The sequence below is a fragment of the Sideroxydans lithotrophicus ES-1 genome, assembly GCF_000025705.1.
GTDB lineage: Bacteria > Pseudomonadota > Gammaproteobacteria > Burkholderiales > Gallionellaceae > Sideroxyarcus > Sideroxyarcus lithotrophicus.
This window is the reverse complement of record NC_013959.1, coordinates 2,171,940-2,198,299: the sequence shown is the minus strand read 5'-3', so window position 1 is coordinate 2,198,299 and position 26,360 is coordinate 2,171,940. Positions and strand designations below refer to the sequence as shown.

Annotated in this window: 20 protein-coding genes; 10 read left to right on the top strand and 10 right to left on the bottom strand. The window is 58.6% G+C overall.

The window, feature by feature from the left end:
* The gene (locus SLIT_RS10820; protein ID WP_013030289.1) at positions 1–540 is read left to right on the top strand and encodes a PilX N-terminal domain-containing pilus assembly protein; all 540 of its coding nucleotides are present in this window, start codon (positions 1–3) and stop codon (positions 538–540) included.
* Between the two features lie 42 nt (positions 541–582).
* On the top strand, positions 583–4,908 hold the full coding sequence (locus SLIT_RS15310; protein WP_013030288.1) for a PilC/PilY family type IV pilus protein: 4,326 nt from the start codon (positions 583–585) through the stop codon (positions 4,906–4,908).
* Positions 4,909–5,048: 140 nt separating this feature from the next.
* Here the strand turns inward: SLIT_RS15310 and SLIT_RS10805 are convergent, their stop codons facing one another.
* From SLIT_RS10805 to SLIT_RS10790, 3 genes are all read right to left on the bottom strand, one after another.
* Positions 5,049–6,158: a metallophosphoesterase gene (locus tag SLIT_RS10805; RefSeq protein ID WP_013030287.1), complete on the bottom strand. Its 1,110-nt coding sequence runs from the start codon at positions 6,156–6,158 to the stop codon at positions 5,049–5,051.
* A gap of 158 nt (positions 6,159–6,316) precedes the next feature.
* Positions 6,317–9,589 (bottom strand): sensor domain-containing diguanylate cyclase, encoded by a 3,273-nt coding sequence (locus tag SLIT_RS15305; RefSeq protein ID WP_013030286.1) that lies wholly within the window; start codon positions 9,587–9,589, stop codon positions 6,317–6,319.
* A 298-nt stretch (positions 9,590–9,887) separates the two neighbouring features.
* Positions 9,888–11,180, bottom strand: a complete 1,293-nt coding sequence (locus SLIT_RS10790; protein ID WP_013030285.1) for an HD-GYP domain-containing protein — start codon at positions 11,178–11,180, stop codon at positions 9,888–9,890.
* A 347-nt stretch (positions 11,181–11,527) separates the two neighbouring features.
* Here SLIT_RS10790 and clpX point away from each other — a divergent pair, with 347 nt between their 5' ends.
* From clpX to hpf, 4 genes are all read left to right on the top strand, one after another.
* Positions 11,528–12,553 (top strand): ATP-dependent Clp protease ATP-binding subunit ClpX, encoded by a 1,026-nt coding sequence (clpX, locus tag SLIT_RS10785; RefSeq protein WP_013030284.1) that lies wholly within the window; start codon positions 11,528–11,530, stop codon positions 12,551–12,553.
* Positions 12,554–12,603: 50 nt separating this feature from the next.
* Entirely contained in the window at positions 12,604–14,193 is a 1,590-nt protein-coding gene (locus SLIT_RS10780; protein ID WP_013030283.1) for a bifunctional aminoglycoside phosphotransferase/ATP-binding protein, read from the top strand.
* Between the two features lie 228 nt (positions 14,194–14,421).
* Positions 14,422–14,922, top strand: a complete 501-nt coding sequence (locus SLIT_RS10775; protein WP_013030282.1) for a BCAM0308 family protein — start codon at positions 14,422–14,424, stop codon at positions 14,920–14,922.
* A gap of 72 nt (positions 14,923–14,994) precedes the next feature.
* Positions 14,995–15,351 (top strand): ribosome hibernation-promoting factor, HPF/YfiA family, encoded by a 357-nt coding sequence (gene hpf / locus SLIT_RS10770; RefSeq protein ID WP_013030281.1) that lies wholly within the window; start codon positions 14,995–14,997, stop codon positions 15,349–15,351.
* Between the two features lie 25 nt (positions 15,352–15,376).
* Here the strand turns inward: hpf and SLIT_RS10765 are convergent, their stop codons facing one another.
* Positions 15,377–17,800, bottom strand: coding sequence for a Lon protease family protein (locus SLIT_RS10765; RefSeq protein WP_013030280.1), 2,424 nt, complete (start codon positions 17,798–17,800; stop codon positions 15,377–15,379).
* A gap of 121 nt (positions 17,801–17,921) precedes the next feature.
* Here SLIT_RS10765 and SLIT_RS10760 point away from each other — a divergent pair, with 121 nt between their 5' ends.
* The 4 genes from SLIT_RS10760 (at position 17,922) to SLIT_RS10745 (ending at position 20,719) form a co-directional block, all read left to right on the top strand.
* Complete coding sequence (locus SLIT_RS10760) at positions 17,922–18,410, top strand: universal stress protein (protein ID WP_223293790.1); 489 nt, start codon at positions 17,922–17,924, stop codon at positions 18,408–18,410.
* Between the two features lie 63 nt (positions 18,411–18,473).
* The gene (locus tag SLIT_RS10755; RefSeq protein WP_013030278.1) at positions 18,474–18,761 is read left to right on the top strand and encodes a hypothetical protein; all 288 of its coding nucleotides are present in this window, start codon (positions 18,474–18,476) and stop codon (positions 18,759–18,761) included.
* A 38-nt stretch (positions 18,762–18,799) separates the two neighbouring features.
* On the top strand, positions 18,800–19,786 hold the full coding sequence (locus tag SLIT_RS10750) for a CapA family protein (RefSeq protein ID WP_013030277.1): 987 nt from the start codon (positions 18,800–18,802) through the stop codon (positions 19,784–19,786).
* A gap of 36 nt (positions 19,787–19,822) precedes the next feature.
* Positions 19,823–20,719 (top strand): hypothetical protein, encoded by an 897-nt coding sequence (locus SLIT_RS10745; protein WP_013030276.1) that lies wholly within the window; start codon positions 19,823–19,825, stop codon positions 20,717–20,719.
* A gap of 30 nt (positions 20,720–20,749) precedes the next feature.
* Here SLIT_RS10745 and ald read toward each other — a convergent pair whose 3' ends face one another.
* The 6 genes from ald to lplT form a co-directional block, all read right to left on the bottom strand.
* Complete coding sequence (ald, locus tag SLIT_RS10740) at positions 20,750–21,865, bottom strand: alanine dehydrogenase (protein WP_013030275.1); 1,116 nt, start codon at positions 21,863–21,865, stop codon at positions 20,750–20,752.
* Between the two features lie 10 nt (positions 21,866–21,875).
* A complete protein-coding gene (locus tag SLIT_RS10735) occupies positions 21,876–22,550 on the bottom strand; it encodes a DUF2461 domain-containing protein (protein WP_013030274.1) in 675 nt (224 codons plus the stop codon).
* Positions 22,551–22,801: 251 nt separating this feature from the next.
* On the bottom strand, positions 22,802–23,686 hold the full coding sequence (locus SLIT_RS10730; RefSeq protein WP_013030273.1) for a peptidoglycan DD-metalloendopeptidase family protein: 885 nt from the start codon (positions 23,684–23,686) through the stop codon (positions 22,802–22,804).
* A gap of 14 nt (positions 23,687–23,700) precedes the next feature.
* The gene (locus SLIT_RS10725) at positions 23,701–23,892 is read right to left on the bottom strand and encodes a hypothetical protein (RefSeq protein ID WP_013030272.1); all 192 of its coding nucleotides are present in this window, start codon (positions 23,890–23,892) and stop codon (positions 23,701–23,703) included.
* A 10-nt stretch (positions 23,893–23,902) separates the two neighbouring features.
* Complete coding sequence (locus SLIT_RS10720; RefSeq protein WP_013030271.1) at positions 23,903–24,883, bottom strand: esterase/lipase family protein; 981 nt, start codon at positions 24,881–24,883, stop codon at positions 23,903–23,905.
* Between the two features lie 127 nt (positions 24,884–25,010).
* Entirely contained in the window at positions 25,011–26,237 is a 1,227-nt protein-coding gene (gene lplT, locus SLIT_RS10715) for a lysophospholipid transporter LplT (RefSeq protein ID WP_013030269.1), read from the bottom strand.
* Positions 26,238–26,360 lie beyond the last annotated feature (123 nt).

The window sequence follows — 26,360 nt, the reverse complement described above, 5'->3', positions numbered from 1 at the left end:
ATGACTTTAAGACACAAGCAGCACGGTGCCACTCTGCTGGTAGCCCTGGTCATGCTGGTAGTGCTGACGCTGTTGGTCGTGTCCGCCATCCGCTCCAGCACCACCAACCTGCGCGTTGCCGGCAACATGCAGATGCAGGGAGAGGCTACCGCTTCCGCGCAACAGGCGATCGAGCAGGTCATCAGCGGCAATTTCACGGCCAATCCGGTATCTGCAGTGATCCCGGTGGACATCAACAACTCGGGGACGCCCCAATACACGGCAGCAGTATCGAAACCGGCCTGCACAGGCTCGGTCCCGCTCATGAACAGCAGCCTCGACATGAACAATCCCAACGATGTTCCCTGCTTCAGCAGCAGCACCGCCAGCAACACCGGGATCATCTCCACCTCGGGCGTTCAGGCTACCTCTGGCCAGTCGTGGTGTTTTGCACAGCAGTGGGATATTCCGGCGGAGGCGACCAGCGTCACCGGTACCGGTGCGGATGTGACAGTACATCAGGGCGTATCCCTGCGCGTTCCTGCCGGAACGACGTGTTGATCGTTTAGCGAACCCAGGCGGCACCATTCGGAGAAAAACACCATGAATACGATACGATCCTTGCTGGCTTTAATGCTCATCGTCTTGCTGGGCAATCCTGCACCCGGCATGGCCGAGGACATAGATCTGTACAGCTCCGCTGCAAGCGTGACGGGAACGGATCTTCCCAATGTGTTGTTCATAATGGATAACGCGGCCAACTTCAATGCCAGCGCACCCGATTGCAATTACAGCGACACCGGCGGTTCGCCCAGCCTGGGCAACACCTCCGGCGGCATAGAGCAATGCGCGCTGGTCAACGCGATCAATGCGTTGCCGTTGCAATCTAACGGCAAGGCAGTGGTCAACATCGGCATCATGGTCTACAACAAGACCGGGATGAGCACCCTGTACGGCTGCAATGCAAGCGCCGTCGGCGGTTGCCTGATGACCCCGCTCACCCCGATGACCGCTGCGGGCAAAGCCGCCATCGTCTCCGCCATCAAGGCGTGGACTTCCGGCAACATGCAGTCCAATAACGAGGCGACCGCACAGGCCATGCAGGAAGCCTGGGCCTACTATGCCGGCAAGACAGGCATGTCCGGTACGACATATACCTCGCCTGCGCTTGCCGGTTGCCAGAAGAACTATGTCATCTTCATCGGCAATGCCATCAACAACTCGGGTTCGCCCGGCGATGCCAGCGCCACACCGGGTACACAGCTGAGCACCACGATCAACGGCAATGCCGCGCTCACCGCTACGCAGAAATCGATGCTTAACGGCGTCATCCAGATTCCCTCCGGCGCATATGGCACCAGCGCATTCACCTGTTCGCCCAATCCTTACACCATGGGCAACACCCACACCGATCCGTCCGGCCTGTATGCCGACGAATGGGCGCGCTACATGTACTACACCGATCTGAAAACCGGTGTCATGCCCGCCAGGCGAAAGATCATCACTTACACGGTCGGTGTATTGAGCAATGCCTGCAAGTCGGCCTACCCGGCGCTGCTCACCAGCATGGCGATCCATGGCGGCGGGAAGTATTTTCCCACCGGCAATGCGGACGACATCAAACAGGCCATATTGCGGGTGCTCAATGAGGTGCAGGCAGTCAACAGCGTGTTCTCTTCCTCCAGCCTGCCCGTCAGCGTCAACAGTCAGGGCACCTACCTGAACCAGGTTTTCATGGGCATGTTCCGCCCCGATGCCTCGGGCACCCCCAGGTGGAAGGGCAACCTCAAGCAATACCAGTTCGCTTATGACCCGACCACCAAGCAGATATTCCTGGCCGACGCCACAGGCACCGCAGCCATCAGCGCGGCGGGCACCGGCTTCCTTTCGCCGAATGCAGCCAGCTTCTGGAGCTGCTCGAATTCCGCGAACACGACCATCAACGTGACGCCTTACAATCTGGCACCGTATAGCAACACATCCATCTGCAATACGGACCCCGCTGTCGGCTACTGGGCGAACAGCCCGAGCAGCGTGGGACTCTCATGGGACCTGCCCGACGGTGAAGTGGTGGAGAAGGGCGGTGCGGCGCAGATGCTGCGTCTGGCCAATCTGACCGACACTTACACCACGGCACCCGGCAGCGCCACCAACCCGCGCAATCTGTACACCTATTGCCCAGCGGGGACGGGTTGTGTCGCTGCCTTGCCGGATGTCTCCAATGCTTTTGATACCTCGAATGCCAACATCACCGATGCTCAGCTGGGCACGGGCTCGGTGGCGATCAGCTCCATCACCAGCGCCACCACGCAAGCGGGTGGGGGGGCGAACGCCGGCGGAAGCGGTACACCGGCAACGGTTTCGATCACCTCACTTTTCAAGTCTGGCAATACCGTGACTGCCACCGTGTCTGCGATCGACCTGGCGAAATTGGCTGTCGGCACGCAACTCAAGATAGCGACCGGTGCGACGAAGTACGATTGCAATCCCTGCACGGTGACCGCGAAGGGCGCCAGCACGTTCACCTACACTAACGCGGGTGGAGCGGGGGCGCCGGCCCTGCCGTCCACGGCAGCCGTTTTTTCCAACTATTTCTGGATATACAAAGTCGCTCACGGCCTGCAAGTTGGACAGACACTGACCATCTCCGGCTGCACCACATTCACGACACTGAACAACACTGTTGCAACGGTTGCGGTCTCTCCATTTTTTGCCGCCTCGCCCAACTACATCGACCTTGCCGTGGCTGTGCCTGTCGCTGCGACGGCGACGAATGATGCCGGCTGCAATTACACGCTGAACACCGCGACCGTCACCACGGCGGCGCCGCACGGCTTGCCTGCCGGGTCGGTCGTCACCATCAGTGGAGCGACACCTGCCGGCTACAACGGTACATGGCCCATCATCGTCACGGGTCCATCCACCTTCACTTACCAGTATTCTGTTGCCGCACCGTTGGCCGGTTTCTTTGGCGCAGGTGCGATCGCCGCCAGCAGTACCACCACCCGCGATGCCCTGCTCAGATGGGTGCGCGGCGAAGATAATTACGGCGACGAGGCCAGCCTCTGTCCGCCGGGCAGCACTCCGGGGATGGGCAATTGTCCCAATCCGGCGGTGAACATCCGTCCTTCGGTGCATGGCGATGTACTGCACTCGCGTCCGGTGGTGCTCAACTATGGCGGCACGATGATCGCCATCAGCGGGACTTCCGATGCCGGTACCACCCGCACCGCGACTGCTTCGGCAACGGACGTGGCGAATATCGGTGCGACCGGCGCCCAGGGAAAGGTCACGTTCGCCAACGGCAATGTCTGCATGGTGACGGTCGCCACGAGCACCACGTTCACTTATCCCACTGCAGGCTGCGGGTTGGCCGGTGCCCAGACCGCGGCGACCGCATCCCCCAACGTGGTCGTGTTCTATGGCGACAACGATGGCGCATTCCATGCCGTCAACGGCAATCAGGTGAACCCCGCGGGAAGCACGATGCCCAATCCGGGCAATGAACTGTGGGGTTTCGTCCCGTCCGAGTTCTTCGGCAAGCTCAAGCGGCAGCACGACAACAGTCCGGTACTGCTGATGCCTTCCACTCTGCCCGGCATCGTTCCGGCACCGCAAAGAAAGGATTATTTTGTCGATGGCCCGACTGGCGTATACCAGGCGATCGATGGCTTGGGCAGGACCACAGCGGCTTACCTGTATCTCGCCATGCGTCGTGGCGGACGTTTCATCTATGCGCTGGATGTGAGCAATCCGAACAATCCGAAATTCCTGTGGAAGCACAGCAACACGGATGCGGGCTTTGGCGAGCTCGGGCAGACCTGGTCGCTGCCCAAGGTCGCACGCGTCACCGGCTATCCCAATCCGGTGCTGATCTTCGGCGCAGGCTATGACAATGTCGCCGAGGATGCGGAAGCGCCTTTGGCCGACACCATGGGACGCGGGATATTCATCCTGGATGCAACGACCGGTGCGCTCGTATGGAGCGCGACACCCGGTGTTCCCACTTTCGCCTGCACCACGTCGCAATGCCAGCTTCAGGTTGCTGCGATGCAATACAGCATCCCCTCCGACATCACCCTGCTGGACAGGAACCGCGACGGCAAGATCGACCGGCTGTATGTGGGCGACGTGGGCGGCAACGTGTGGCGCGTGGACTTGGAACCGACCGGCGGCAACACGCCCAATTTCTGGCAGGTGGAAAAGCTGGCTGCGCTCGGGTGCAACACCGGCACATGTGCCGCCGGTACCACGCCGCGCAAGATCCTTTACCCGCCGGAGGTGATCACGACCAAGACTTATGACGCAGTATTCACTGCCACCGGTGATCGCGAGCATCCGCTCTATTCCGATCCGGCCCTGTATCCGCAAAAGGCGTGTGCGGTGACGAACCGGGCCTACCTGCTGAAGGATCCGGCGATCGGAATGGATGGCAGCGGCACGACCACCATCACGGAACAACCGGGAACGACGGCCAATCTGTTCGATGCGACAAGCTTCGCCTATAACGGCACGCTCAGCGGCTACTTCATCACTTTCAATACCTGCGAGAAAGCCGTCAACGCACCGCTGGTGACGGCGGGATACATCTACTTCGGCACGAATACGGCAGAAGCACCGAATAACCAGTTGTGCGAGGAGACCCTGGGCGAGGCGACCGGTTACAAGCTCACGCCATTCACCGGAAAATATTTCAACGGAGAGTTCGAAGGCGGCGGCCTGCCGCCTTCGCCGGTCTCCGGCATCGTGAACATCACCGATGCAGCGGGGAAGACCATGCAAGTGCCGTTCTGTATCGGTTGCGGCGGCGGCGAAGACAATTCCTTCAATTCGGGCTGCAGTGGCGAATCGGCACTGGCCGGATGCAAACCCGCGATCAATGTCTCGACCAGCCGCAGCAGGACCTACTGGTACATCAAGGATAAGTGAGAGGCTACTGGCAGGTATCGGGAAGAAGATGGGCTCGATAACGGGCCTGGCAATTGACTGTAGCCGGCAGGCACGTCGGCATATGCCCCCGATCTGTCGCGTGTGGGCATGATCGATGGGCGGAGATCTTCAGCGGTCGATCATTTGTTCGTGCTCGCTATGGTGATCAGCGTGATCTCGGGCGGTGCGAACAAGCGTATCGGCGGTCCCCAGGTGCCCGCACCGCGGCTGACATAGAGACGCTGGCCATTGGCCAGTTCGGTGAGGCCGGTGTGCACGTGATAGGTCAGTTGCGTCAGGTAGACGAACGGGAATATCTGACCGCCATGGATATGCCCGGACAGTTGCAGGTCGAACGGCGTGTAGTTATCCACCTCGGGCTGGTGTTTGAGCAGGACAATGAAATCGTCCGGGGTAGTGGAGGCAAGCGCCGGTTTGGTATCGGGCCTGGCTTGCTGGCCCGAGGACATCACGCTGGGATCATCGATCCCAGTCAGCACGATGCCGCCTGTCCTGACCGAACCGCCGCGCAAAACGGTAAAGCCTGAGTTGCGCAGGAAGCGCAATGAGTCTTTCAATCCGGCATAGGTCTCATGGTTGCCGATGACGGCGTAGGCACCGAGCGGCGGCGTGTAGGCACGGAAATGGCTGGACATGCCCTCGAAGTCATCGCCTTGACCGTCGACGATGTCGCCGGTCGCCACCACGATGTCGGGCTTCAGTTCGCGCAGCTTGTCGACGATGCGATCAATCGCGCCATCTCCCTGCATGATGCCGAGGTGCAGGTCGGATATCTGCGCGATGGTGATGTGTCCGGCAGCAAGTTTGGGTGTGGCGATGTCAAATTTCTCAACCTGCAATAGCTGTGCCTCGATGAACCCATAGCCCAGCAAGGCCAGTGCGAGCAGGCCTTTGGTGCGCAGCGACACGATGTCGTTCAGCGGCCATTTGAGGTCAAACAGCCTGGCTAATGCATGCGCAAGATCGAACAGCAGTCCGATGCAGATGAACAGGAACAGGAATCCCATCCAGGTGTAGCTCACCCAGGCGGTGACGACAGTGGCGCGATGCCAGCTTTGCCTTTCCAGGAACCAGACGATCAGCGGGGAACTGGTCAGCAAGATGCCGGCCAGCGTCAGCGTCAGGGCGAACCCGAACGAATGCGGAGGGAAAGCCAGCCACACCTTGCCGAACGCATACAGGTGCATGGAAGCGTAGATGAATAAAGCCACGCTCAGGAAGATCAGCATTGCCACGCTCCTTGGAGTGATTCGATGCGGCGCCGGCGGCAGCATGAGGTGTACCGCAAGCTGCCGTCATTCTGAGCCTGATTCGTCCAATAATCCATCGCCGGCATTGACCGATTCACTGTATTGCCGCGATGGGTTTTCGGCCGGATGCAGCAGCGTCAGCCGCCCGAACCGTAGATGTGGATCCGGTTGCGTCCGGCATCCTTTGCCTGATACATCGCGACATCGGCGCGTCTTAACAGCTGTTCCCGGTTTTCCTCATGGTTGAGGAAGACCTTCACGCCGATACTCGCCGTGCTGTGGTGTTGAATAAGCCGGTCGGCATTGCTGTCGTTCTTGACGACCAGCCGGTACGGTTCCGCCAGACTGGCGCGGATCTTTTCTGCCACATGCCTGGCTTGGGCGATCGACTCAGTCTCGTCGCTATCGAGTTCATTGAGCAATATCACGAACTCGTCGCCGCCGAATCTGGAGATGGTGTCCATGGCACGAACGCATCTTTTCAGGCGGGTCGCCACTTCGGCCAGCAGCAGGTCACCAGCGATATGTCCATGGGTATCGTTGAGCACCTTGAAGTTGTCCAGGTCGAGCATCAATATCGCGGCGAACTTGCCGCTGCGCTTGCCGGCGGCCATGGATTGCTCCAGGCGATCGTAGAATAAACGGCGGTTGGGCAGCTGGGTCAATGCATCATAAAAAGCCAGATGATGGATCTGGTCTTCCGCCAGTTTGCGCTCGGTGATGTCGACAAACGCCCACAGCGAATTGCCTGTTGCAGCATCCAGCATGGTCCCGCTCATGTCCACCCAGATCGCGCTTCCATCCTTGCGCTGCTGCTCGATCTGGGTGCGGTAGATGCCTCCCATATTCAGCACAGGATAGGCTTCGGCACCGAGCGAGTGGTAGGCTCCCTCGCTGACAAAATATTGACGGGTAGAGGTGCCGTAGACCTCGCCGATGCCATATCCCATCATCTTTTCGAAAGACGGATTGGCCCATTCGATGATGCGGTTCTTGACCTTGACGATGCCGATCAGGTCGTTTTCCAGCATCGCTTTCTGTTCGCGCACCAGTCGCTGTACCTGCTGTTCGGTGCGTTTTCGTTCGGTGACGTCGGTGATGAAACCGTGCCATAACGTCGACCCGTCCTCTTCCCGCTGCGGAGTCGCGTTGCCGAGCAGCCAGCGCTCGGTGCCATCCTCGAATCTCACGCGGTATTCGTGATGCCAGACGGTCAGGTTTCGCGCAGAGGACTGGATGGATTCGACGATACCGTCGTAATCGTCCGGATGCAGTATGGCAAATACCTTGGAGGCATCATCGCGCACCTCGTCCGGGCTGACCCGGTATATCTCGCGTATGGCTTCGCTGGAGAACGGGAAGCAGGAGCTTCCGTCGGGGCGCATCAGGAACTGGTAGACCATGCCGGGTACCCGGCTGGAGATCTTTTTCAGCCGGTCCAGCGCTTCCTCGCGCTCGTCCTCCAGTTGCTTGCGCACGGTGATGTCATAGAACCAGCCCAGCACGCCCGGCCTTTGTTCGAACTCGATCGGCAGGTAGGATGCCAGTGCCCATTTGCTGTCCGAATGGCCATTGGGTATGCGCAGTTTGACCAGCTGGCTGCTGATCCGCTCTCCCTTGTTGATCCGGTCGAGTATCTCGTCGTATTCCTGTGGATCGAAGTAATACTGTCTTGGATCGACGCTGATCACCCTGTCGCGTGTAGCGTTGATCAATGCAGCATAACTGGAATTGGCGAAGACCACTTTGCCGGAATCGTTTGCCGTGATGCGAATGGCGATGGGGCTGTTCTCCAGGATGAAATGAAAACGCGATTCGCTTTCCTTGAGTTTCCTGGTCCGCTCTCTGACCTGTGCCTCGATGTGCGCGGTATAGCCCGAGCCTAGCAACAGCAACGCGCCGATCAATCCCGTACCCAACAAGCCGAAAGTCAGCACGACGAAACTCTGCCAGCCCCGGTGCGCTTTCAGGTAGGCAGGCGTCGGGGAAGTTTCCAGCTGATAATGCCGGGTCCCAAACGTGAAAGCCCGCTGCTCCAGGATGCCGCTGGATTCCGGAGTGAAATCGTCATAGAGCACCTTCTTTTCATCCACGTCGATGAGCCGCGTGTAGACCAGGTGGCGCGTACTCGACAGCAATGCGCTCATGAAGTCATCCATGCGCAGAACGATCACGACGAAGCCGGATGCCTGGTCATGCGGGTCGATGGCTGAAAGGATCAATATGCCTGCCTGAGGCTGGGCATCTTGTACCAGATGTATGGACTCGGTTGTGACTATGCTTCCGTTCTTCAGTGCTGTGAGCAACGCTGCTTGCCGTATCGAATTCGAGGCGAGATCGAATCCCACTGCAGGCTGGTTGCCCGCCAATGGCTCGACATAGGTTACCGGGTAGTATGTGTTGCGTTTACCTGCACGCACCAATTCTCCGTCGGCATCGCGTTCGCGGATCTCGAATCCCGGCAGATCGTTGCGCTGTTTTGCTTCAAAACTGTTTCGCTGCGCGGCATTTACCCGCGGAACCCATTCCAGCGCCTGGATCATCGGGAAACGCTGCAGGGTTCTTTGAACGAAGCGGTGAAACTCTTCCCGCGTCACATGGCCGTGTGCATCGTGAAGAAACAGCCCGGTGGTCTCGTCAAGCAGAGCTCCCTGTTCTTCCAGTCTGTTGCTAAGCAGACTGGATGCCTGTTGCGAAAGCTGTCTGAAATCGGAAAGCGAGTTGTCATATTCCCAGCGGTTGATCTTGAGGAATGCCGCGATAAAGATGGCAAACACCAGCAGCATGGGCAGTGCGACGGTGCGCATGCGGCCGCGCCAAAGTTCATGCGGTTGGCCGGCGACCGTCATGACGATGGGCAGCATCACGATCAAGCCAAGCGTGTCGCCGACCCACCAAGAGACCCAGTTGGCACCAATGCCGGCGGTTTTTATACTGCCGAGAGCCCACAGGCTGCCGATCGAAAGCGTTGCGCTGGTCAGGCACATTACCGGCGCCAGTGTCAGGAAGCGCAACACTTCGATGCCGTGGTCAAGCGCTGCCGGGTAGCCGATAGCGCGCCGTAAAGCCCATCCACCGATGGCTGCCTGCAGCATCGAGGCGGTTGCGATGGCGATCGCCGCCATGAGTTCCAGCGGGTTGATCACGTGGCCGTCCGCATAGCCAACCCAGAGATTGAGCAGGAAAGCGCCGGCGAAGATCCATGGTAATGTCTTTCTGCCGCCGATCAGTGCCGCAGCGATCGCGATCCCGGCAGGCGGGAATATCGGCGAGGCATAGCCGGGAGGCAGCGCCAGCATCAATCCCAGCTTGCCGCTGATCACATAGGCGATGGCTAGCAGCAGATACGGCATCAACTGTCGCACGCGGCTGGCGGAAGTGTCCTGGGAGATGTCGCTGTTATCTGTCATGTGCCGATCCATTGTTGGTCTGGATATGCAAAACAGATCGCGCATAAGATTCAGCAGACGTTCCGGGCAGAGTCAGAACGGTTCTCTCGCTGATGAGATGTTGCCTGGTTGTCATTATTCTTTGCAGCTTATATTTTGCATCCCGATCATCAGGATACCCCTCCTGCTTGTTGCTCATTTTACACTCGAATTCTCCGCGTGCTATCGATAAGCCTGCGAAATCACTGGCTTTTATTCCTGGACCGTGACATCAAGCTCTGGTTTTCAAAGCTGCGGCAATCACTGCTGGAAAGCTTTTTCACAACAGGGCTTCGACTTCTTTGACCCACGCATTCAATGAGGCAGGGGCTTGCGCCGAGCTTTCTCCATCGACCGATGGCACGCGGCGTTTGATCTCCAGCAGGATATTGCGAAGCTGCCACAATGTTTCATCCAGCAATATCCTTGCATCGAAGCATGCTGCCAGGTCGTCTTGTAAACCGAACAGATCGTTATTGTCCCCGGTGGGATTCAAGCCGGCATCGATGACTTCCATCTTCAGGTTCAGCATGCGTTCGTTGGCCAAAACTGAGACAGGGTCTTTTGCATCGAATTTGCCCTTGTTGTTTTCCCATGACGAGAATATGGCCGATATCTTCGACGTCTTCTCCTGTGCCATCAATTTGTCCATGTCCGAGCAAGGAGGTGCCTCAACTTCATCTTGATAGAACACCCTGAGGTGGCGGACAAGATCGCCGCCATAACGGCGCATGTTCAGCTTGAGTATCGTCTCGAGTTTTGAACCACCGTATCCCGCAATGCTGCCAGTGTTCTGACTGGCGACGATCTCGGCGATCGCGGTGATCTGGCCGAGCAGGCTGATCTCTTTGTTCTTTAGTCCACGCGGATAGCCGCTTCCATCCAGGTGCTCGTGATGCTGCAGAACCGCATCCACCACTTTTTGCGTGTATTCCGGATAGGCTTTCAGGATCATCGCGCCTGTCACGGTATGTACATAGAGATGGCGTCTTTCGCTCTCCGACATTTTGTAATCCCGTGCCAATATCGCCGGGTCCAGGTGCAGCATGCCGATATCATGCAGCAATGTGGCGGTAGCAAGTTCTCTCAGCTGGTTCTGGTGCAACTGCAACTTTACCCCGATGTATGATCCAACAAGCGCTACATAAATACTGTGCTGGTAAAGCTCGCTGTTCGTTTCGCGCATGACCGTCAACTTGAACGCGATAGCGGGGTGGAGCGTTACTTTTTTGAAAATATGCGGCAACGTCAGTCCATCCTGCCGGGTGGACTGGATCGATTCCAGCTGTTTGTCTTCCTTCATCATCTGCATGGCTTTTCCCGCCAGGCTCGCGCCGGTGACCGTGTCCTCGGTTGACAGGCTGTCATCCAGCGGCGGGACGAGTTTATGCTGCAGCAGGCGGTCGTATAGCGAGCTGTCGATCTTCATGCCTGCACTGATGAGCTTCATCCCCGAAGTGGAATGAATGTCGCGGTTGGCGACGATGCGGCGGGTATCCCCCAGTTGAGTCACGCTACGCAGGTAGTGTGAGTCGTCCAGTTGGTTCTCGGCGAGCGGATGTGGTTCATTCATGGCTGTTCGATGATCTCGCTCTAAGCCGGGTTAAATCCGGCTGCAGACATTCTAACGCCAATATATTGCCTTGTGACAATATGTTACATGTGGATATCGATATTGCATGTGCGTGTTTTGATTTGAAATGGATCCTGGATCATTGCCGCGAATGCGGCCTTGGTGCTTGTGAGATATGACGATGTTGCTCACCTGTCCGGCTTGGCGAAGCAGCGGGCATGCAAGAATGCAAACTTCGGCAAGGCGCAGCCTGGATATCCGGGCCGCTTTACCGTGAGGGACGCAATCAAGGTAGACTATGGATGTCAAAATGATGAAGTTCGAGCAGGATCAGGAAGGCGAATGACATGCAGAATTCCGGCAGCGAGCAGATGCAGGGCAAGAAGCTGACCCCGAGTGCGATCGCAGGCTATCTTGACCAATATGTCGTCGGTCAGGATGAAGCGAAGAAGGTGCTCTCGGTGGCGGTGTATTCGCATTACCGCAAACAGGGCAGGCAGCGTCTGGGAGACGTCGAGGTCGCCAAGAGCAACATCCTGCTCATCGGGCCGACCGGCACGGGCAAGACGCTGCTGTGCGAGACATTGTCGCGTGTGGCGCGCGTCCCTTTCGTCACCGCCAACGCGACATCGCTGGCGCAGTCGAAATACGTCAACGAGGAGATCGAGGCATTGCTGCTGCGCCTGCTGGAGAAGGCGGGCGGGGATGTCGCCAAGGCGCAGCGCGGTATCGTCTTCATCGACGAGATCGACAAGCTGAAAGCATCCGAAGGAGAGCAGCGCGGTACCTCCGGGGAGCGTGTGCAACATGCCTTGCTGAAGATCATGGAAGGTGCGCCGGTGCGTCTGGGCAGCGCGCAGACCATCGACACGACCAACATCCTGTTCATCTGTGCGGGCGCGTTCGTCGGACTGGAAGACATCACGGCGGCCAGCCATGCTTTCGGTTTCATTTCCGTCGACAAGCACGACGACCAGCAGATCCTCGACCGACTGAATTCGCGGGTGAAACCCACCGACCTGTTCAAGTTCGGGCTGATCCCGGAATTCGCCGGGCGCCTGCCCATCATCGCCAACCTGCAGAACCTGTCCAAAGAGTTGCTGGTGAAGATCATGGTCGAACCGCGCAACTCGATCTACAACCAGTTTCGCGAAGCGTTCAGGGAAGAGGGGGTGGAATTGCACATCGAACTGGCGGCATTCCAGCAGATCGCCGAGATGGCATTCGAGTACAAGGTGGGGGCACGCAGCCTGCGGGGCATATTCGAGGAGATGCTCACGCCGGTGATGTTCCTGGTCCCCGACCATCCGGAGATACGCAGGGTCGTGATCAAGTCGCTGTTCGAAGAACCCAGCCTGATCACTTTGTCCTGATACAGGAAATCTCCGGGAAGTTATGATTGTGGCATCACGGGTGATAAACCATGAGTGATCCTCAAAGCGATTACATGAACCAGCAAAGGCTCATCGCCGCACTGCGCGATCCGCACCGCCACGCCCTGAACACCTCTTCCGTGCAATTGATCGAGACGCATATCTCGTGGGTGCTGCTGGCCGGAGACTATGCCTACAAGATCAAGAAGGCCGTCGATCTGGGTTTCCTGGATTACACGGAACTGGGTGCGCGGCGCTTTTATTGCGACGAGGAGATCAGGCTCAACCGTCGTACTGCTCCCGGCATCTATCTCGATATGGTTCCCATCGGCGGCAGCCCGGACGATCCGGATTTCGGTGCACGACCTGCGATCGAATATGCCGTCAGGATGCGTCGCTTTGCATCCGCCAGCTTGATGGATGAGCTGTTGCAGCGCGACAGGATCCTGCCGCACCACATCGATAGCCTTGCTGCAGTGATCGCCCGATTCCACGCCGCTTTGCCCGTGGCTGATCCGGCCTCGACATTTGGCAGCGCTGCCACGGTCGATACCGCAGTAATGCAGAATTACACGCAATTGCGCCTGCTGTTGAAAGGCAGTGCAGACAGGGAAGCCATCTCGGCATTGGAGGCGGCCAGCCAGGCCGAGTTCGCCGAATGCAAAGAGATATTCGAGCAACGCCGGGCGCAGGGTTTCGTGCGCGAATGCCACGGCGACCTGCATCTTGGCAACATCGTGCTCATCGGCGACGAGCCCGTTCCCTTCGACTGCATCGAATTCAATCCGGCTTTGCGCTGGATAGATGTGATGGACGAGCTCGCCTTTTCGGTGATGGACCTGCTGCACCGCGACCATGACGAATTCGCCTGGCGGCTGTTGAATGCCTGTCTGGAAGTGAGCGGCGATTACGGCGGCATCGCCGTGCTGCGTTTCTATCTGGCCTATCGCGCCACGGTGCGCGCCAAGGTCAGCGCCATCCGGGCCGGGCAGACGGACATATCCAGGCAGGCCAGGGCAACCGGACTGGCTGCATGCCGCAGTTACCTGGCCTTGGCGCGGCGATGTCTGGCGCAATATCGTCCGGCCCTGATCATCACGCACGGCCTGCCCGGTTCGGGCAAGACCACCTTCTCGCAGCTCGCGCTGCAGCAGATGGGTGCCATCCGCATCCGCTCCGATGTCGAGCGCAAGCGGCTGTTCGGGCTGGGCATGCTGGAAAGCAGTCGCTCCAGCGCCGGTGATATCTATAGCCATGAAGCGACGCAGCGGACCTATGCGCGACTGCACGAACTGGCGCGAGGGTTGTTGCTGGCCGGTTATCCGGTGATCGTGGATGCCGCTTTCCTCAAGGAGGACGAGCGCGAGATGTTTCGAGCGCTGGCACAGCATATGTCGGTGCCTTTCGCGATCGCTGCATTGCATGCGCGAGACGCCACATTGCGCGAGCGTGTCGGCCAGCGCCGCAACGACGCCTCGGAAGCGGATTTGGCGGTGCTGGAGCTGTTGCAAGCGAAGCGACACCCGCTGTTGCCGCATGAATTGGTGCAGACAGTTGAATTCACCACTGAAGAAAGTCCCGATAGTGAATCCAATAGATCGGGGTGGAACAAGCTGGCCAAACTGCTGGCTGTTACATAAGCGTGACATAAACCCAAATCGGCAATCGACACTCAAAGTAGTTGACTGATTGACTGATGTTCTACACCAAACATGGTTTTATATGGGTTGTCTTGAGCGCATACTACTCCTCACATAAATATATCTGCCAGGTTCACGACCAAATCAATCGATTTCGCTATTTCATGAAATATCCGCACCGCCTGTAACCCTCAATGAGCAGGAGGTACGGTCTACAAGGAGGCGAACATGTCACATCAAACCCACCCACCTGGATTCAAACTCATCCGTCGCGACCAGTTGTTGCAGGAAGCGGAGCATGACACCTACAAGGCCAAGGGCAAGCTTCCCGAGCCGACGCTCTGTCCGGATTGCGGCGCGGTATACCATGCCGGCCACTGGCAATGGCTGGACAAGCCCAAGGATGCACATCAATCATACTGCCCGGCCTGCCACCGGATACGGGATCGATTTCCTGCCGGGTTTGTGTCGTTGAGTGGAGAGTTCTTCGTGGCGCACGAAGAGGAGATCATGCAACGGATCCATCATCACGAGGCGAAGGAAAAAGCTGCGCATCCCTTGCAGCGCATCATGGCGATCGAGAAGACAAAGGGTGGCACACTGGTGACCACCACCGATATCCATTTGGCGCGCGGTATCGGTGATGTGTTGCATCATGCCTATCGTGGTGAACTGGAGTTCCATTACAATCCTGAACAGAATCTGTTGCGGGTGAGCTGGGCGCATTGAGCTGGCAATGGCAATGCGGGATGGCAGCCAGGCACAGCACACCACATTCGGACCGACCTAAAGGAGAGACTCATGCAGATCCCGTTACAGATCACGATTCGCGACATCGAACAGTCAGAGGCGCTGGAAACGCATATCCGCGAGAAGGCGAAGAAGCTCGATGAGTTCTTCAATCACATCATGTCATGCCGGGTGGTGGTCGAGATGCCGCACAAGCATCATCAGCAGGGCAAGCTGTTCAACGTGCGCATCGACATCGGGGTGGCGGGCGGCGAGATCGCAGTCAACCGCGAGCAGGCTGAAGATGTCTATGTGGCCCTGCGCGACGCCTTCGATGCGGCCAAGCGCCAGGTGCAGGAATATGCGCACAAGCTGCGTGGCGATGTAAAGAAGCATGAACCCAGGCGCGCGAACGAAAGCGAAGCGTAAGCCCGAGGTTTGATCTGCCGGACAGTCACGGATGCAGGTGCTTGCGTACCGACTTCGCGTGTTCAGACGCCAGGCAGGCGCGGCGGTAGGCCAGCAAGGCTTTCTGGGCGTACCCCAGCACGCTGGCGTGCGGATAGTTGCCGGCATCGTTGGCTATGCCGGCCGGTCGTCCGGTGAGCAGCTCTATCCCTTCGCTGACCTGTGCTGCCGTGTAGATATGGAACAATCCCTGCTCGACCGCCTCGACGACCCTGCGTTCCAGCATCAGGTGGCGGCGGTTGCGGTGCGGGATCAGCACGCCATGGCTGCCGTCCAGTCCTGCCGTTGAACAGACGCGAAAATATCCTTCGATCTTCTCGTTGATCCCGCCTACCGGCAACACTTCGCCGTGCTGGTTGACCGCACCGGTCACGCCGATCCCCTGTTTGAGCGGCAGGCCGGACAGCGAGGAGATCAGCGCATACAGTTCGGCGCAGGAAGCCGAATCGCCTTCGATGCCGTCGTATTCCTGCTCGAACACGATCGAGGCGTTCAGTGCCAGCGGTGCGTTATGGCTGAACAGTGCCGACAGGTAGTTCTGCAGGATCAGCACGCCCTTGTCGTGGATCGGTCCAGACATCTCCACCTCGCGCTCGATATTGAGCACACCATCCTCGCCGGCAAAAGTGCGCGCTGTGATGTGTATCGGAAAGCCGAAACGGTAGTCGCCCAGATCCACCTGGGTCAGTCCGTTGAGCTGCCCGACTTTCTCGCCCTGCACGGAGATCAGCAGGTCGCCCTCGGCGATCGCTTCCCGCAGGCGCTGTTCGGGATAATCGTGGCGCCGGGTGCGCGCTGCCAGTGCGGCCTCGACATCCGCAGCCTCGACCAGACGGCCGGCATGCGCACGGCACAATGCGGCACTTTCCATCACCAGTGCCTCGGTGCGCGCGAAGATGGCGCTTTGGCGGGACTGATCGTCAACTTCGCGGTGCCCATCTTCCAGCAAACGTGCAACGGCTGCTGCGGTGAAGTGCGACAGTCCCAGTTGGCGGCAGGAATGGGCAACGAAGATGGCCGTCGCACGGCGTGTCTCGGCGCTGGATGAGAAGCTTTCGGCAAAGTCCACCTTGACGGAAAAGTGGCGCGCGAATTCCGGGTCTTCTTCCTGCAATTCGTAATACTGTTCGCGCGAACCGATCAGTACGATCTTGACTTCGACGTCCACGGCTTCGGGTTCGAGCGAGACCGTCGCGATGGGTGTGAATGCGGTACCGGGCTCTTCGATCTGCAGCCTGCCACTGCGCAGCAATCGCCGCAGCTTCTCCCACACCAGTCCATCGGCCAACAGGTCGCGCAGGTGCAGCATGAGGAAGCCGCCATGTGCCTTGTGCAGGCTGCCTGCGCGGATGCGCGAGAAGTCGGTCATCAGCACGTCGTTTTCGGACTGGTATTCGATGCTGCCGAACAGCGAGCGGAACAAGGGATTGTCCTCGACGATCACCGGCGCGCCGGTCAGTTCGCCGTTATCCACGACCAGGTTGACGCGGTAGCGCGACAGTATCTTCTGCAGCGCTTCCTGGCGGATATCGTCTTCGGCATCCAGCACCTCGAACAGTTCCAGATTGTCGAGCACGTCATGTTCGACCTGTTCCAGATAAACGCCGAGTTTGACAGAGTCCTTGATCTGTTTCTTCAGACTGTTGCGTATCTCCTGCAGTTCGTGATCCAGCAGCGGCTTGATCGCGTGTCGCCGCAATGTGGCCAGGGCCTCATCTTTCACGCGATCCTTTGCGCCCATTTTCTCGAAATAACGGCTGATCTCGGTACGCAGTTCCTCTTCTGCCCGGTCGATCTCGGCGCGGCGTTCCTTCGGCAGAGCCAGCATCTCCTCTTCGGTCAGGGTGTGGCCTTTTGCATCGCGGTAAGTGAAGACCATATGCCCGCTCTCGCGGTGCAGCGTGAACTTGCGCGCCTCGGCAAAGGCGTCGAGTTCTGCATAGGCTTTGGCTTCTTCCATCTTGCAGGTGTTCCCGATGCGCTCGCTCTCGACTTTGAAATCCTGTCCGTTCAGGCATTGCGGGATGTTCTTCTGCAGCGATTTCATCATCTGCGCCATGAGTTGGCGCAGCAGGCGGCCTTGCCCGGCGGGCAGTCGCAATGCGCGAGGACGTTCCGGGGCGTCGAAGTTATGCAGGTAGCACAAGTCGGGCGGTACCGGCTTGCCGGCAGCGGCTGTTTGCATCGCCCGCTGGAGCAGTGAAGAACGGCCGCTGCCGACCTCGCCCAGCACGAACAGGTTGTAGTTCGGCTGTTCCATCTGCAGCCCGAAGCGTGCCGCCATCTCCGCGCGTTCCTGGCCGATCCACGGCAACTGGTATTCGAGCATCTCTGAAGTGTCGGCGAATCCAAGCTTGGTCGGATCGAGGGTGAGACGGAGTTCGGCGGGAGTCAGGTTCATGGTTGGCATGGCTGGTTTGCAAAATCAGATTTGTATTATCGGGCAATCTTGTGTGGATTGGATTAAACGCTTTAAGTCGTTTTGCGGCAATCATCATGTGCGTGCCACATCCTCTTCAAAGAAGCATAGAATGATCAACAGTTCATGTACCGACCCGGAAAACCAGGAGGCCACCATGTACCGGCGCATATTGGTTCCTATCGACGGCAGCGACACTTCCATGCATGCGTTGCAGGAGGCGGCCAGGCTGGCGGAGCGCTCTGCTCAAATTCGCCTGGTTTACGTGCTCGAGGAGGTTTATCTGCTTGATGCCGAGGGCTATACCTATTTCGATATCACCTCCTTGCAGGAAGCGATGCGGCAGACCGGAGAGCGCACACTTTCTCAAGCGGCAGAAAAAGTTCGGCAATCGAATGCGGCAGTCGAAACGGCGCTGCTCGAAGCAAAGGGGGCGCGCATAGCCGATGTGATCGGGAATGAGGCCGGGCATTGGCAGGCCGACCTGATCGTGATCGGCACGCATGGCCGATCTGGCCTGAACCGTTTGCTGCTGGGCAGCGTGGCCGAAGGCGTGGTGCGCGTGGCATCGGTTCCGGTGCTGCTGGTTCGTGCACAATGATGAGGCTTGAATTACATCTGCTGTTGTTCCGTTCTGGCATACAAGCAAGTAAGGGAGGTAGCCATGGTCACCAATGAATCCATTCCCGAAACTCCACCCGATTACGATCAGGCACGAGTGATCGAACGACCTGACGGTTTTTACTGGCAGGACAAGGATACCGAGGAGTTGTATGGCCCATTCCCGACGCTGCTCGGGGCGGTGCAGGACATGCAGGATCATGACGGCAACGACTACGAAGAAGGTGAGTCACTGGAAGAAGCGGAATCGGAGATCGGCATGGCCGACTGGATAGATCCGGAAACCGGCGAGCCGGCAGAAGAATCGCCGCTGCATCTCAGCGACGAATGATCATTCCGGCCAACATGACCTGCGGCTGAATCCTCCCAATGCTGACACTGGCTCTCACCGGCGATGTGATGCTCGGTCGCTATGTGAACGAGTTGCTGAAGAACATCACGCCTGCGGAGATGTGGAACGACCTGTTGCCGCATCTGGCACAAGCCGATCTGCGTATCGTCAATCTGGAATGCGCCCTGACCGGCCATCGCCAGCCATGGGAACGCACCGAAAAGATGTTCCATTTTCGCGCCGACCCCGAAGCGGTGCGCGTATTGCAGGCGGCACGCATCGATGCCTGTGTGCTGGCCAACAACCACATCCTGGACTTCGAGGAGCGCGGCCTGCTCGATACTTTGGATGCGCTCGAAGCGGCAAATATCTGTCATGCGGGGGCCGGTGCCGATGCGGCCGAGGCTGCCATCCCAGCCATGCTCGAAGTGCATGGGGCGCCTGGCTACCGTGTGGCTCTTCTTTCTTTTACCGACAACGAACCTGTCTTTGCTGCCGAGGGCGGACATCCCGGCACCAACTATCTGGAAGTGTCGCTGCAGCCGGAGACGCTGGCGCGCATCGCCGGCTGTATCGGGCAGGCGCGTGCGCAGGGCGCCGATCTGGTGGTGTTCTCCAATCACTGGGGGGCAAATTTCATCGAACGTCCCGCTGCCGAATTCCGCAGCTTTGCCAGACGGGTGATCGATCTCGGTGCCGACATCTATTACGGGCACAGTGCACACATCTGTCAGGGTATCGAGATCCACCAGGGCAAACCCATCCTTTACGATACCGGCAATTTCATCGACGATTACGCAGTCCATCCGCTGCTGCGCAACGACCGTTCCTGCCTGTTCAAGGTGATGTTCGAACAGGGCAGCTTGCGCCGCATCGAGCTGCTGCCGGTCTCGCTGGGCGTCGGATATGTTGCGCTGGCACGCGGCAAGGAATTCGAGGCGATCTGTGCGCGCATGGAGATGCTGTGCGCAGAATTCGGGACTGTGCTCGCGCGCCATGCCGACCGGCTGGTATACGAGGCATGAAAACATGAATTGCAACTGTGTCGAGGCAGGTAAATAGTGGCAAACAGGCATATCGTTTTCGTGCCGGGCAAGAATCCCAAGCCGCGTGCGGCGCAGCACCGTGAATTGCTCTGGCGCACCCTCGTTGAAGGAGTCCGCCGTGCCGACAGCCATGTTGCCGAGGAGCTGCAACATGGCCGCGAACAGTTCCACCTGGCGAGCTGGAATTACCTCTACTATCACAAGTACAAGGATGTCACCCGCGAGATCCCGTGGATCGATGCGCTCATCAACAAGCATGGCCCGACCAAGCAGGACATTCAGGATGCGAATTCCTGGAAGGTGCGGATCAGCGGTTTCATCCTTAACCTGGTTGATCATGTTCCGGTGCTGATACGGCTCCTGCCGGAAGATGCGCGCAGCACGGACCAGGAGATCCGGCGCTACTTCAGCAATGGCGATAACGTGGCAGCCGAGATGCGCAAATTGGTGAAACACATATTGCGGCCGTTGCTGGAGAAGCAGGAACCCGTCCTGCTGATCGGCCATAGCCTGGGTTCCGTCATCGCCTATGATGCACTCTGGGAAATGACGCATCAGGAAAAACTGCAGGGGAAGGTGGACTTCCTGACCATCGGCAGTCCGCTGGGCATGCACTATATACAGCGATACCTGATGGGCATGAATGGCGGACGGCGGAAGAGCTATCCCGGACTGATCCGGCACTGGATCAACCTGTCATCGGAAGGCGATCTGGTTTCCCTGAAACGGAACCTGTACGACAGCTTCGGTGCGATGCTGGAGCAAGGGCTGGTTGAGTCCATCGAAGATCATTGCCAGGGGATCTACAATTTTTTCTGCACCAACGAAGGCCTGAACAGCCATCGTTCCTTTGGCTACCTGGTCAATCCGGCGGTGGGAAGCATCATCGCGGACTGGTGGAAACGCAACTGAGCGTTGCGCAGCGCTCGGGTGCTTGGCCGCTTAATCGAGGAAGGATTCCGCCGGGCGATATTCCATGCCGAATGCTTCGGCGACTTTGCGGTGGGTGATCTTGCCACCGATGATATTGAGGCCGTTGAGCAGGGCGGAAGACTCCTTGAGCGCCTGCCGGTATCCCTTGTTGGCCAATTGCAGCACATAGGGCAGGGTGGCATTGGTCAGTGCCAGCGTCGAGGTGATCGGTACGCCGCCGGGCATGTTGGCCACGCCGTAGTGCACTACGCCGTCCACGATGAAGGTGGGATTCTCATGTGTGGTCGGATGAGTCGTTTCGATGCATCCGCCCTGGTCGACCGAGACGTCCACGATCACCGAGCCCGGGCGCATCGTCTTGAGGTCTTCGCGGCGGATCAGTTTCGGTGCAACGGCACCGTGTATCAGCACCGCACCGATGACCAGATCGGCATTGGCGATCTGCGCCAGCAGATTGTGCCGGTCCGAAAAAACCAGTTGTACATTGGCCGGCATGACATCGCTCAGGTAGCGCAGCCGCTCCAGCGACACATCGAGGATGACCACGCTGGCGCCCATTCCGGCTGCGATCTTGGCCGCATTCACGCCGACCACGCCGGCACCGAGGATCACTACCTTGGCCGGAGGCACACCGGGCACGCCGCCCAGCAGGATGCCGCGCCCGCCATTCAATTTCTCCAGATATTTGGCGCCTTCCTGTACCGCCATGCGCCCGGCCACTTCCGACATCGGCGTCAGCAAGGGCAGTTCGCGCGATGGCAACTCGACTGTCTCATAAGCGATGCAGATCGCGCCGGATGCCATGTGTGCCTTGGTCAGTTGCTCGTTGGCGGCAAAATGGAAGTAGGTGAAGATCGTCTGTCCCGGCCGGATGCGTTGCCATTCCGACTCGATCGGCTCTTTCACCTTCACGATCATGTCGGAGGCTGCCCAGACTGCATCCGCATCCCTGGCGATCTGCGCGCCCACGGCCAGATATTGCGCGTCGCTGAAACCGCTGCCCAGTCCCGCGCCTGCCTCGACGATCACCGTATGTCCGGCCGACACCAATGCTTCCGCTCCGGCCGGGACCAGCGAGATGCGGTTTTCGTTGGTTTTGATCTCTTTGGGGATGCCTATCTTCATTTATCGTCCTTCAGTAGGGTACTTCAAGCGCTGCGCACAGGAACGCCATGAATGGAGCCGTCTCGGCAAAACGCTTGCCTGCCAGTTTGACCAGGCCGGAACCGGTGATCTCTGCAACGGACAACGGGGCCAGGGCGACAAAATCCTTGCGTTTCAGATCGGCTATCGCAGGGTGATCGCTGGCATAGCCGCGCGGGGGGCGAGTCAGACTGTCGCCCCAGAGCTCCCATTGCGCGACGAATTTCTTGTCGTCGCGTGCGGCAAACCATTTTTCCGGTTTCTGTGCGATGAGATCGCGTATCCGTCCCAGTGCATCTGCTTCCGGATGCCAGCAGCCGACCGCAAAGAAGCACTCGTCCGCGGCGACATGCACGTAGAAACCGGGCGCATGCACGTCCTTGCCCAGTGCGTGGCGAAACTGGATGCCGATGTTGGTCTTGTAAGGCGTCTTGTCGCGCGAAAAACGCGTGTCGCGAAACACGCGCATCAACGAACCGCCCATCTTGCGCGGTTCGGCGCGGAAATTGGGGGCGAATGTCTTGAGGACGGGTTCCATCGCCTCGATGAAGTCCAGTGCAGGTTCGCGCACCAGCGCTTCATAGCGCGGCTTGTTCGCCTCGAACCAGGCCCGGTCGTTGTTGGCGGCCAGCTCGTCGAGGAATTTGAAAGTGGCTTTGGTGAACATGGTGGTGACGGAATCCCAATAATTTCGACAGTCTTTTCACATATTCTTGACTCGGATCAAGGCCGGAAAATGTACGATAACGGAAGCCATAACGATCCTCCTCGGGCAAGTTGTGGCCAGGCAGGTCTGTGGTGTTTGCGTCACCTCGATCTGCCGCCTTACCCTGTAGCAACCAGCTCTCTTCATCTCAACTCAACTGCCACGGTCAAGCGCGAAGCTATGGATCCAATCCGGCGGTTAGCTGGCGATGCTCATTCAAGCGTGTTCAAGGCGGTCTCGGAATGATGTTTTTCCGTTATGAACAGCGCGGGATCGACCATGGTTCCGTTCAGTACGACGCTCCAGTGCAGGTGCGGGCCGGTGGCACGCCCTGTTTTGCCGGAAAGCCCGAGTAACTGGCCTTTGCCGACGGTTTCCCCGGCTTGCACATCGATCCGTTCGAGGTGGCAGTACATGGTGATCAGCCCGTTGCCATGGTCGACGAATACTGTTTTGCCGTTGAAGAAATAGTCGCCGACCGCCAGCACCGTGCCATGAGCGCTCGCCATGACCGGCGTGCCTTGCGCTACCGCCACATCAAGCCCGGCATGTGGCGCGCGCGGCTCGCCGTTGAAGAATCGGCGCAGTCCGAAGCGCCCGGCCAATTTGCCATCAGCGGGGACGATGAAATCCATATCGGTATCCTGTATGGGACTCCAGTGGTGTTCCAGCTCATGGATCGCAGCGATCTCGCGTTCGGCGCGCGCAAGGTTGGCGGCCGACAGCTCCACCTTGCTTTTGTCCTTGAGGATGATGCGCTGCTCGGGATAATCCTTGGGGTTGACCATGAAGTACTGTGTCTTCGTTTCATCGCCGACTTTGACACGCAGTTCATGCGAACCGGGTGTCATGCTCAGTGGCAGGCCGACCACCGCGTACCATTGTTCGTGATCGGCGGTGACGAGTACTGGTTGCTCACCCAGCCAGGTTTGCGGCTTGCCGGCAATGGTGGAAGTGCTGCCAAGAGGAACGACCGCGACACCGCCGGGAACATCGGAGGACAGGGGGAGGCTGGCCTGGGCAAGTGTAGGGACAGCCAGAACCAGCAGGCTGGCGCGGAAGCAGATGCGGAGAATATTGGCGGATAGTTTGTACATGAACCTTGTGGCCTTTACTGTGCTTGTTTTTCGATCGCCTTGCGTTGTTCGTCCGTCTGTTGCTGCAAGGCTGGATCGACTGCCTTGGCTTTGTCGAGCACATCGATCTGGTCCTTGAACAGCTTGGGAGCGGGTTGGTTATCGCTCTTGCCGCAAGCGCTGAGCAGCAGGATAGCGCATAGCAGGGTGACGGTGCGGTAGGTCATGGCGGGCTCCTTAGTTGTCGTGCACATACAGTTTGGCCAGTAACAGGTCGAATGCTGCGCTGCGCTGCGGCTCGGTCCGGTTAAGTATGCCATTTTGCTGCAGGATGGCAATCAGTTTGACCGGGGCGACACGCTGGTCGCCAACGATCTCGACATGCCCGGCCTTGACCTCGACGTTCTTCACCAGAGGTGCATGGTCGACTGGTGGGTAATACTGTTCCGCCAGGCTGAAGGTGTAGTCTTTCTCAATGCAATTGCCCTCTTTGTCGCGATAGCAGGCGCCACGCTCGTCAGTGTCGATCTTCAGATACGACTGCACCTGGTCGCGCAGTTTGCCAGGTTCGCGGATGAAGTCGGAAGCAGAGGTGATCTCGAACCACTTGTCGCCACTGATGAGTTGACACACCTGTTTCACCATCCCCAGTGTCACCACGCGCCATAGCAGAGAAGGTGAGCCGCATGTCTCGGCCGAGGCGATGCCGGAGAACGGGCCGGATATGGTGACCAGTCGCAGTTGAGCCTGTTGGTCCTGCATGGGGTCGGGGCGCTCTGCCACCAGTGCCTTGCGCGAGATCAGCGCGCCCTGGCTGTGGCCGATGACGGTGATCTGTTTGTCATGCATCTGTCTTGCCAGTGCATCGAGCGAAGCGGCCAGTTGCGCCGAACTGCGCATCAGGCTGTCGCGGTCGTCGTAATCGAAGCAGGCCGTCTGCTGGCCCTGGAACGCCATGACTTCTGCCAGTGCGCGGAAATTTCCGGTCGAGCCGCGGCAACCATGCACCAGCACGGTCACAGGCTGTTGCGAGTTGAGGTGCAGCGTGCGATCCGGGTTGTTGGTGCAAGGGCCGAGACCGGGGATCGTCAGGCTGAGGTCGGCAGGCGGCAACCGGGATTGGTCAAAAGTGAGCAGTGCCGGGTCGTGGCTGGTGGTAGCACAGCCGCTCAGATCGAGAATCGAGCATACGATGATCGATGCAACGAGCGCTCTCATATTGCTCTCCCTAATCGTTGTGGATGCTTGCACCGACGGAACGGGCGATGATCTCGTCGACAAAGCAGCTGAGTAAGATCAGCAACGCGAGTATCCGGATTCCCATGCGATCTCCTTGGAGGAGCGTTCAAATTCTGCCGTTATCCTGGTCGTGGCCGTGTTTCTTGTACAGCAGACCCATGAGGCCGGCCATCAGCAGGCCGAACACGAGAATGATGAGGTTGAGATGGAGCTCGAGTTTTTCCATCAGCGCATAGAGTCCCAGCATGAGGAAGATGCTGATGTTCTCGTTGAAGTTCTGCACGGCGATGGAGCGGCCTGCGCCGATCAGCAAGTGTCCGCGGTGCTGCAGCAGGGCGTTCATCGGCACCACGAAGAAACCGGCCATCATGCCGATGCTGATGAGCAGCAGGATGGCGAGCAGCGGGTTGGTGATCGGGATCATCACCAGCACCAGCAATCCCATGCCGATGCCTACCGGCAGCACGTTCACCGCGTGTTCGAGTTTGACCAGACGCGCTGCCATCACGGCGCCGATGGCAATGCCGACGGCGAACCAGGCGATCAGCTTGGCCGCTTCGCCCATGCTGTAATGCAGCGCCACAGCCGCCCACGACAGCACCAGCAGACGCAACGTCGCACCCGCACCCCAGAACAGCGTGGTGACAGCCAGCGAGACCTGTCCCAGCGGGTCCTTCCACAGCAGCGTGAAGCAATGCCAGAAGTCCTTGAGCAGGAACAGCGGACTGCGGCTGAACGGTTTGTGTTCGATGGGTACCAGCGGGATGTACAGGTTGAACAGTGCCGCAACAAGATACATGAAGAAAATGATGAAGATGGCCAGTTCTGCCGGGGTCACCACCATCGGCACATGCAAGTCCTGCAGGATCGCTGTGGCGATACTGGGCGTGATGAGCATGCCGCCGATCACTGCGCCCAGGATGATGGCGCTGACCGTCAGGCCTTCCATCCAGCTGTTCGCCCACACCAGTCTTTCCGGCGGCAGGTATTCGGTGAGGATGCCGTATTTGGCCGGCGAATATGCTGCCGCGCCGAAGCCGGCCAGGCCGTAGGCCAGCAGCGGATTGATGCCGACCAGCATGGCGATGCAGCCCACCATCTTGATCGCGTTGCTGATGAACATCACGCGACCCTTGGGCAGCGAGTCGGCGAACGCACCGACAAAGGGGGCGAGAATGACGAACGAGATGATGAATGCCTGCTGCAGGACAGGCGTGTGCCAGCTTGGCGCATGCACCTGCTTCAACAGGGCGATGGCGGCGAACAGCAGAGCGTTGTCAGCGAGCGCGGAAAAGAACTGCGCTATCAGAATTGTGTAGAAGCCTCGATTCATGTTCTTTCGGCGGAGGCTAATGTGCACAGCACGTTAAAGACGGGTTCATTGTCTGGCCGTAGCCAAAAGAACTGCGCTATCAGGATGGTGTAAAAACCGCGATTCACTATAGATTCTTTTTGG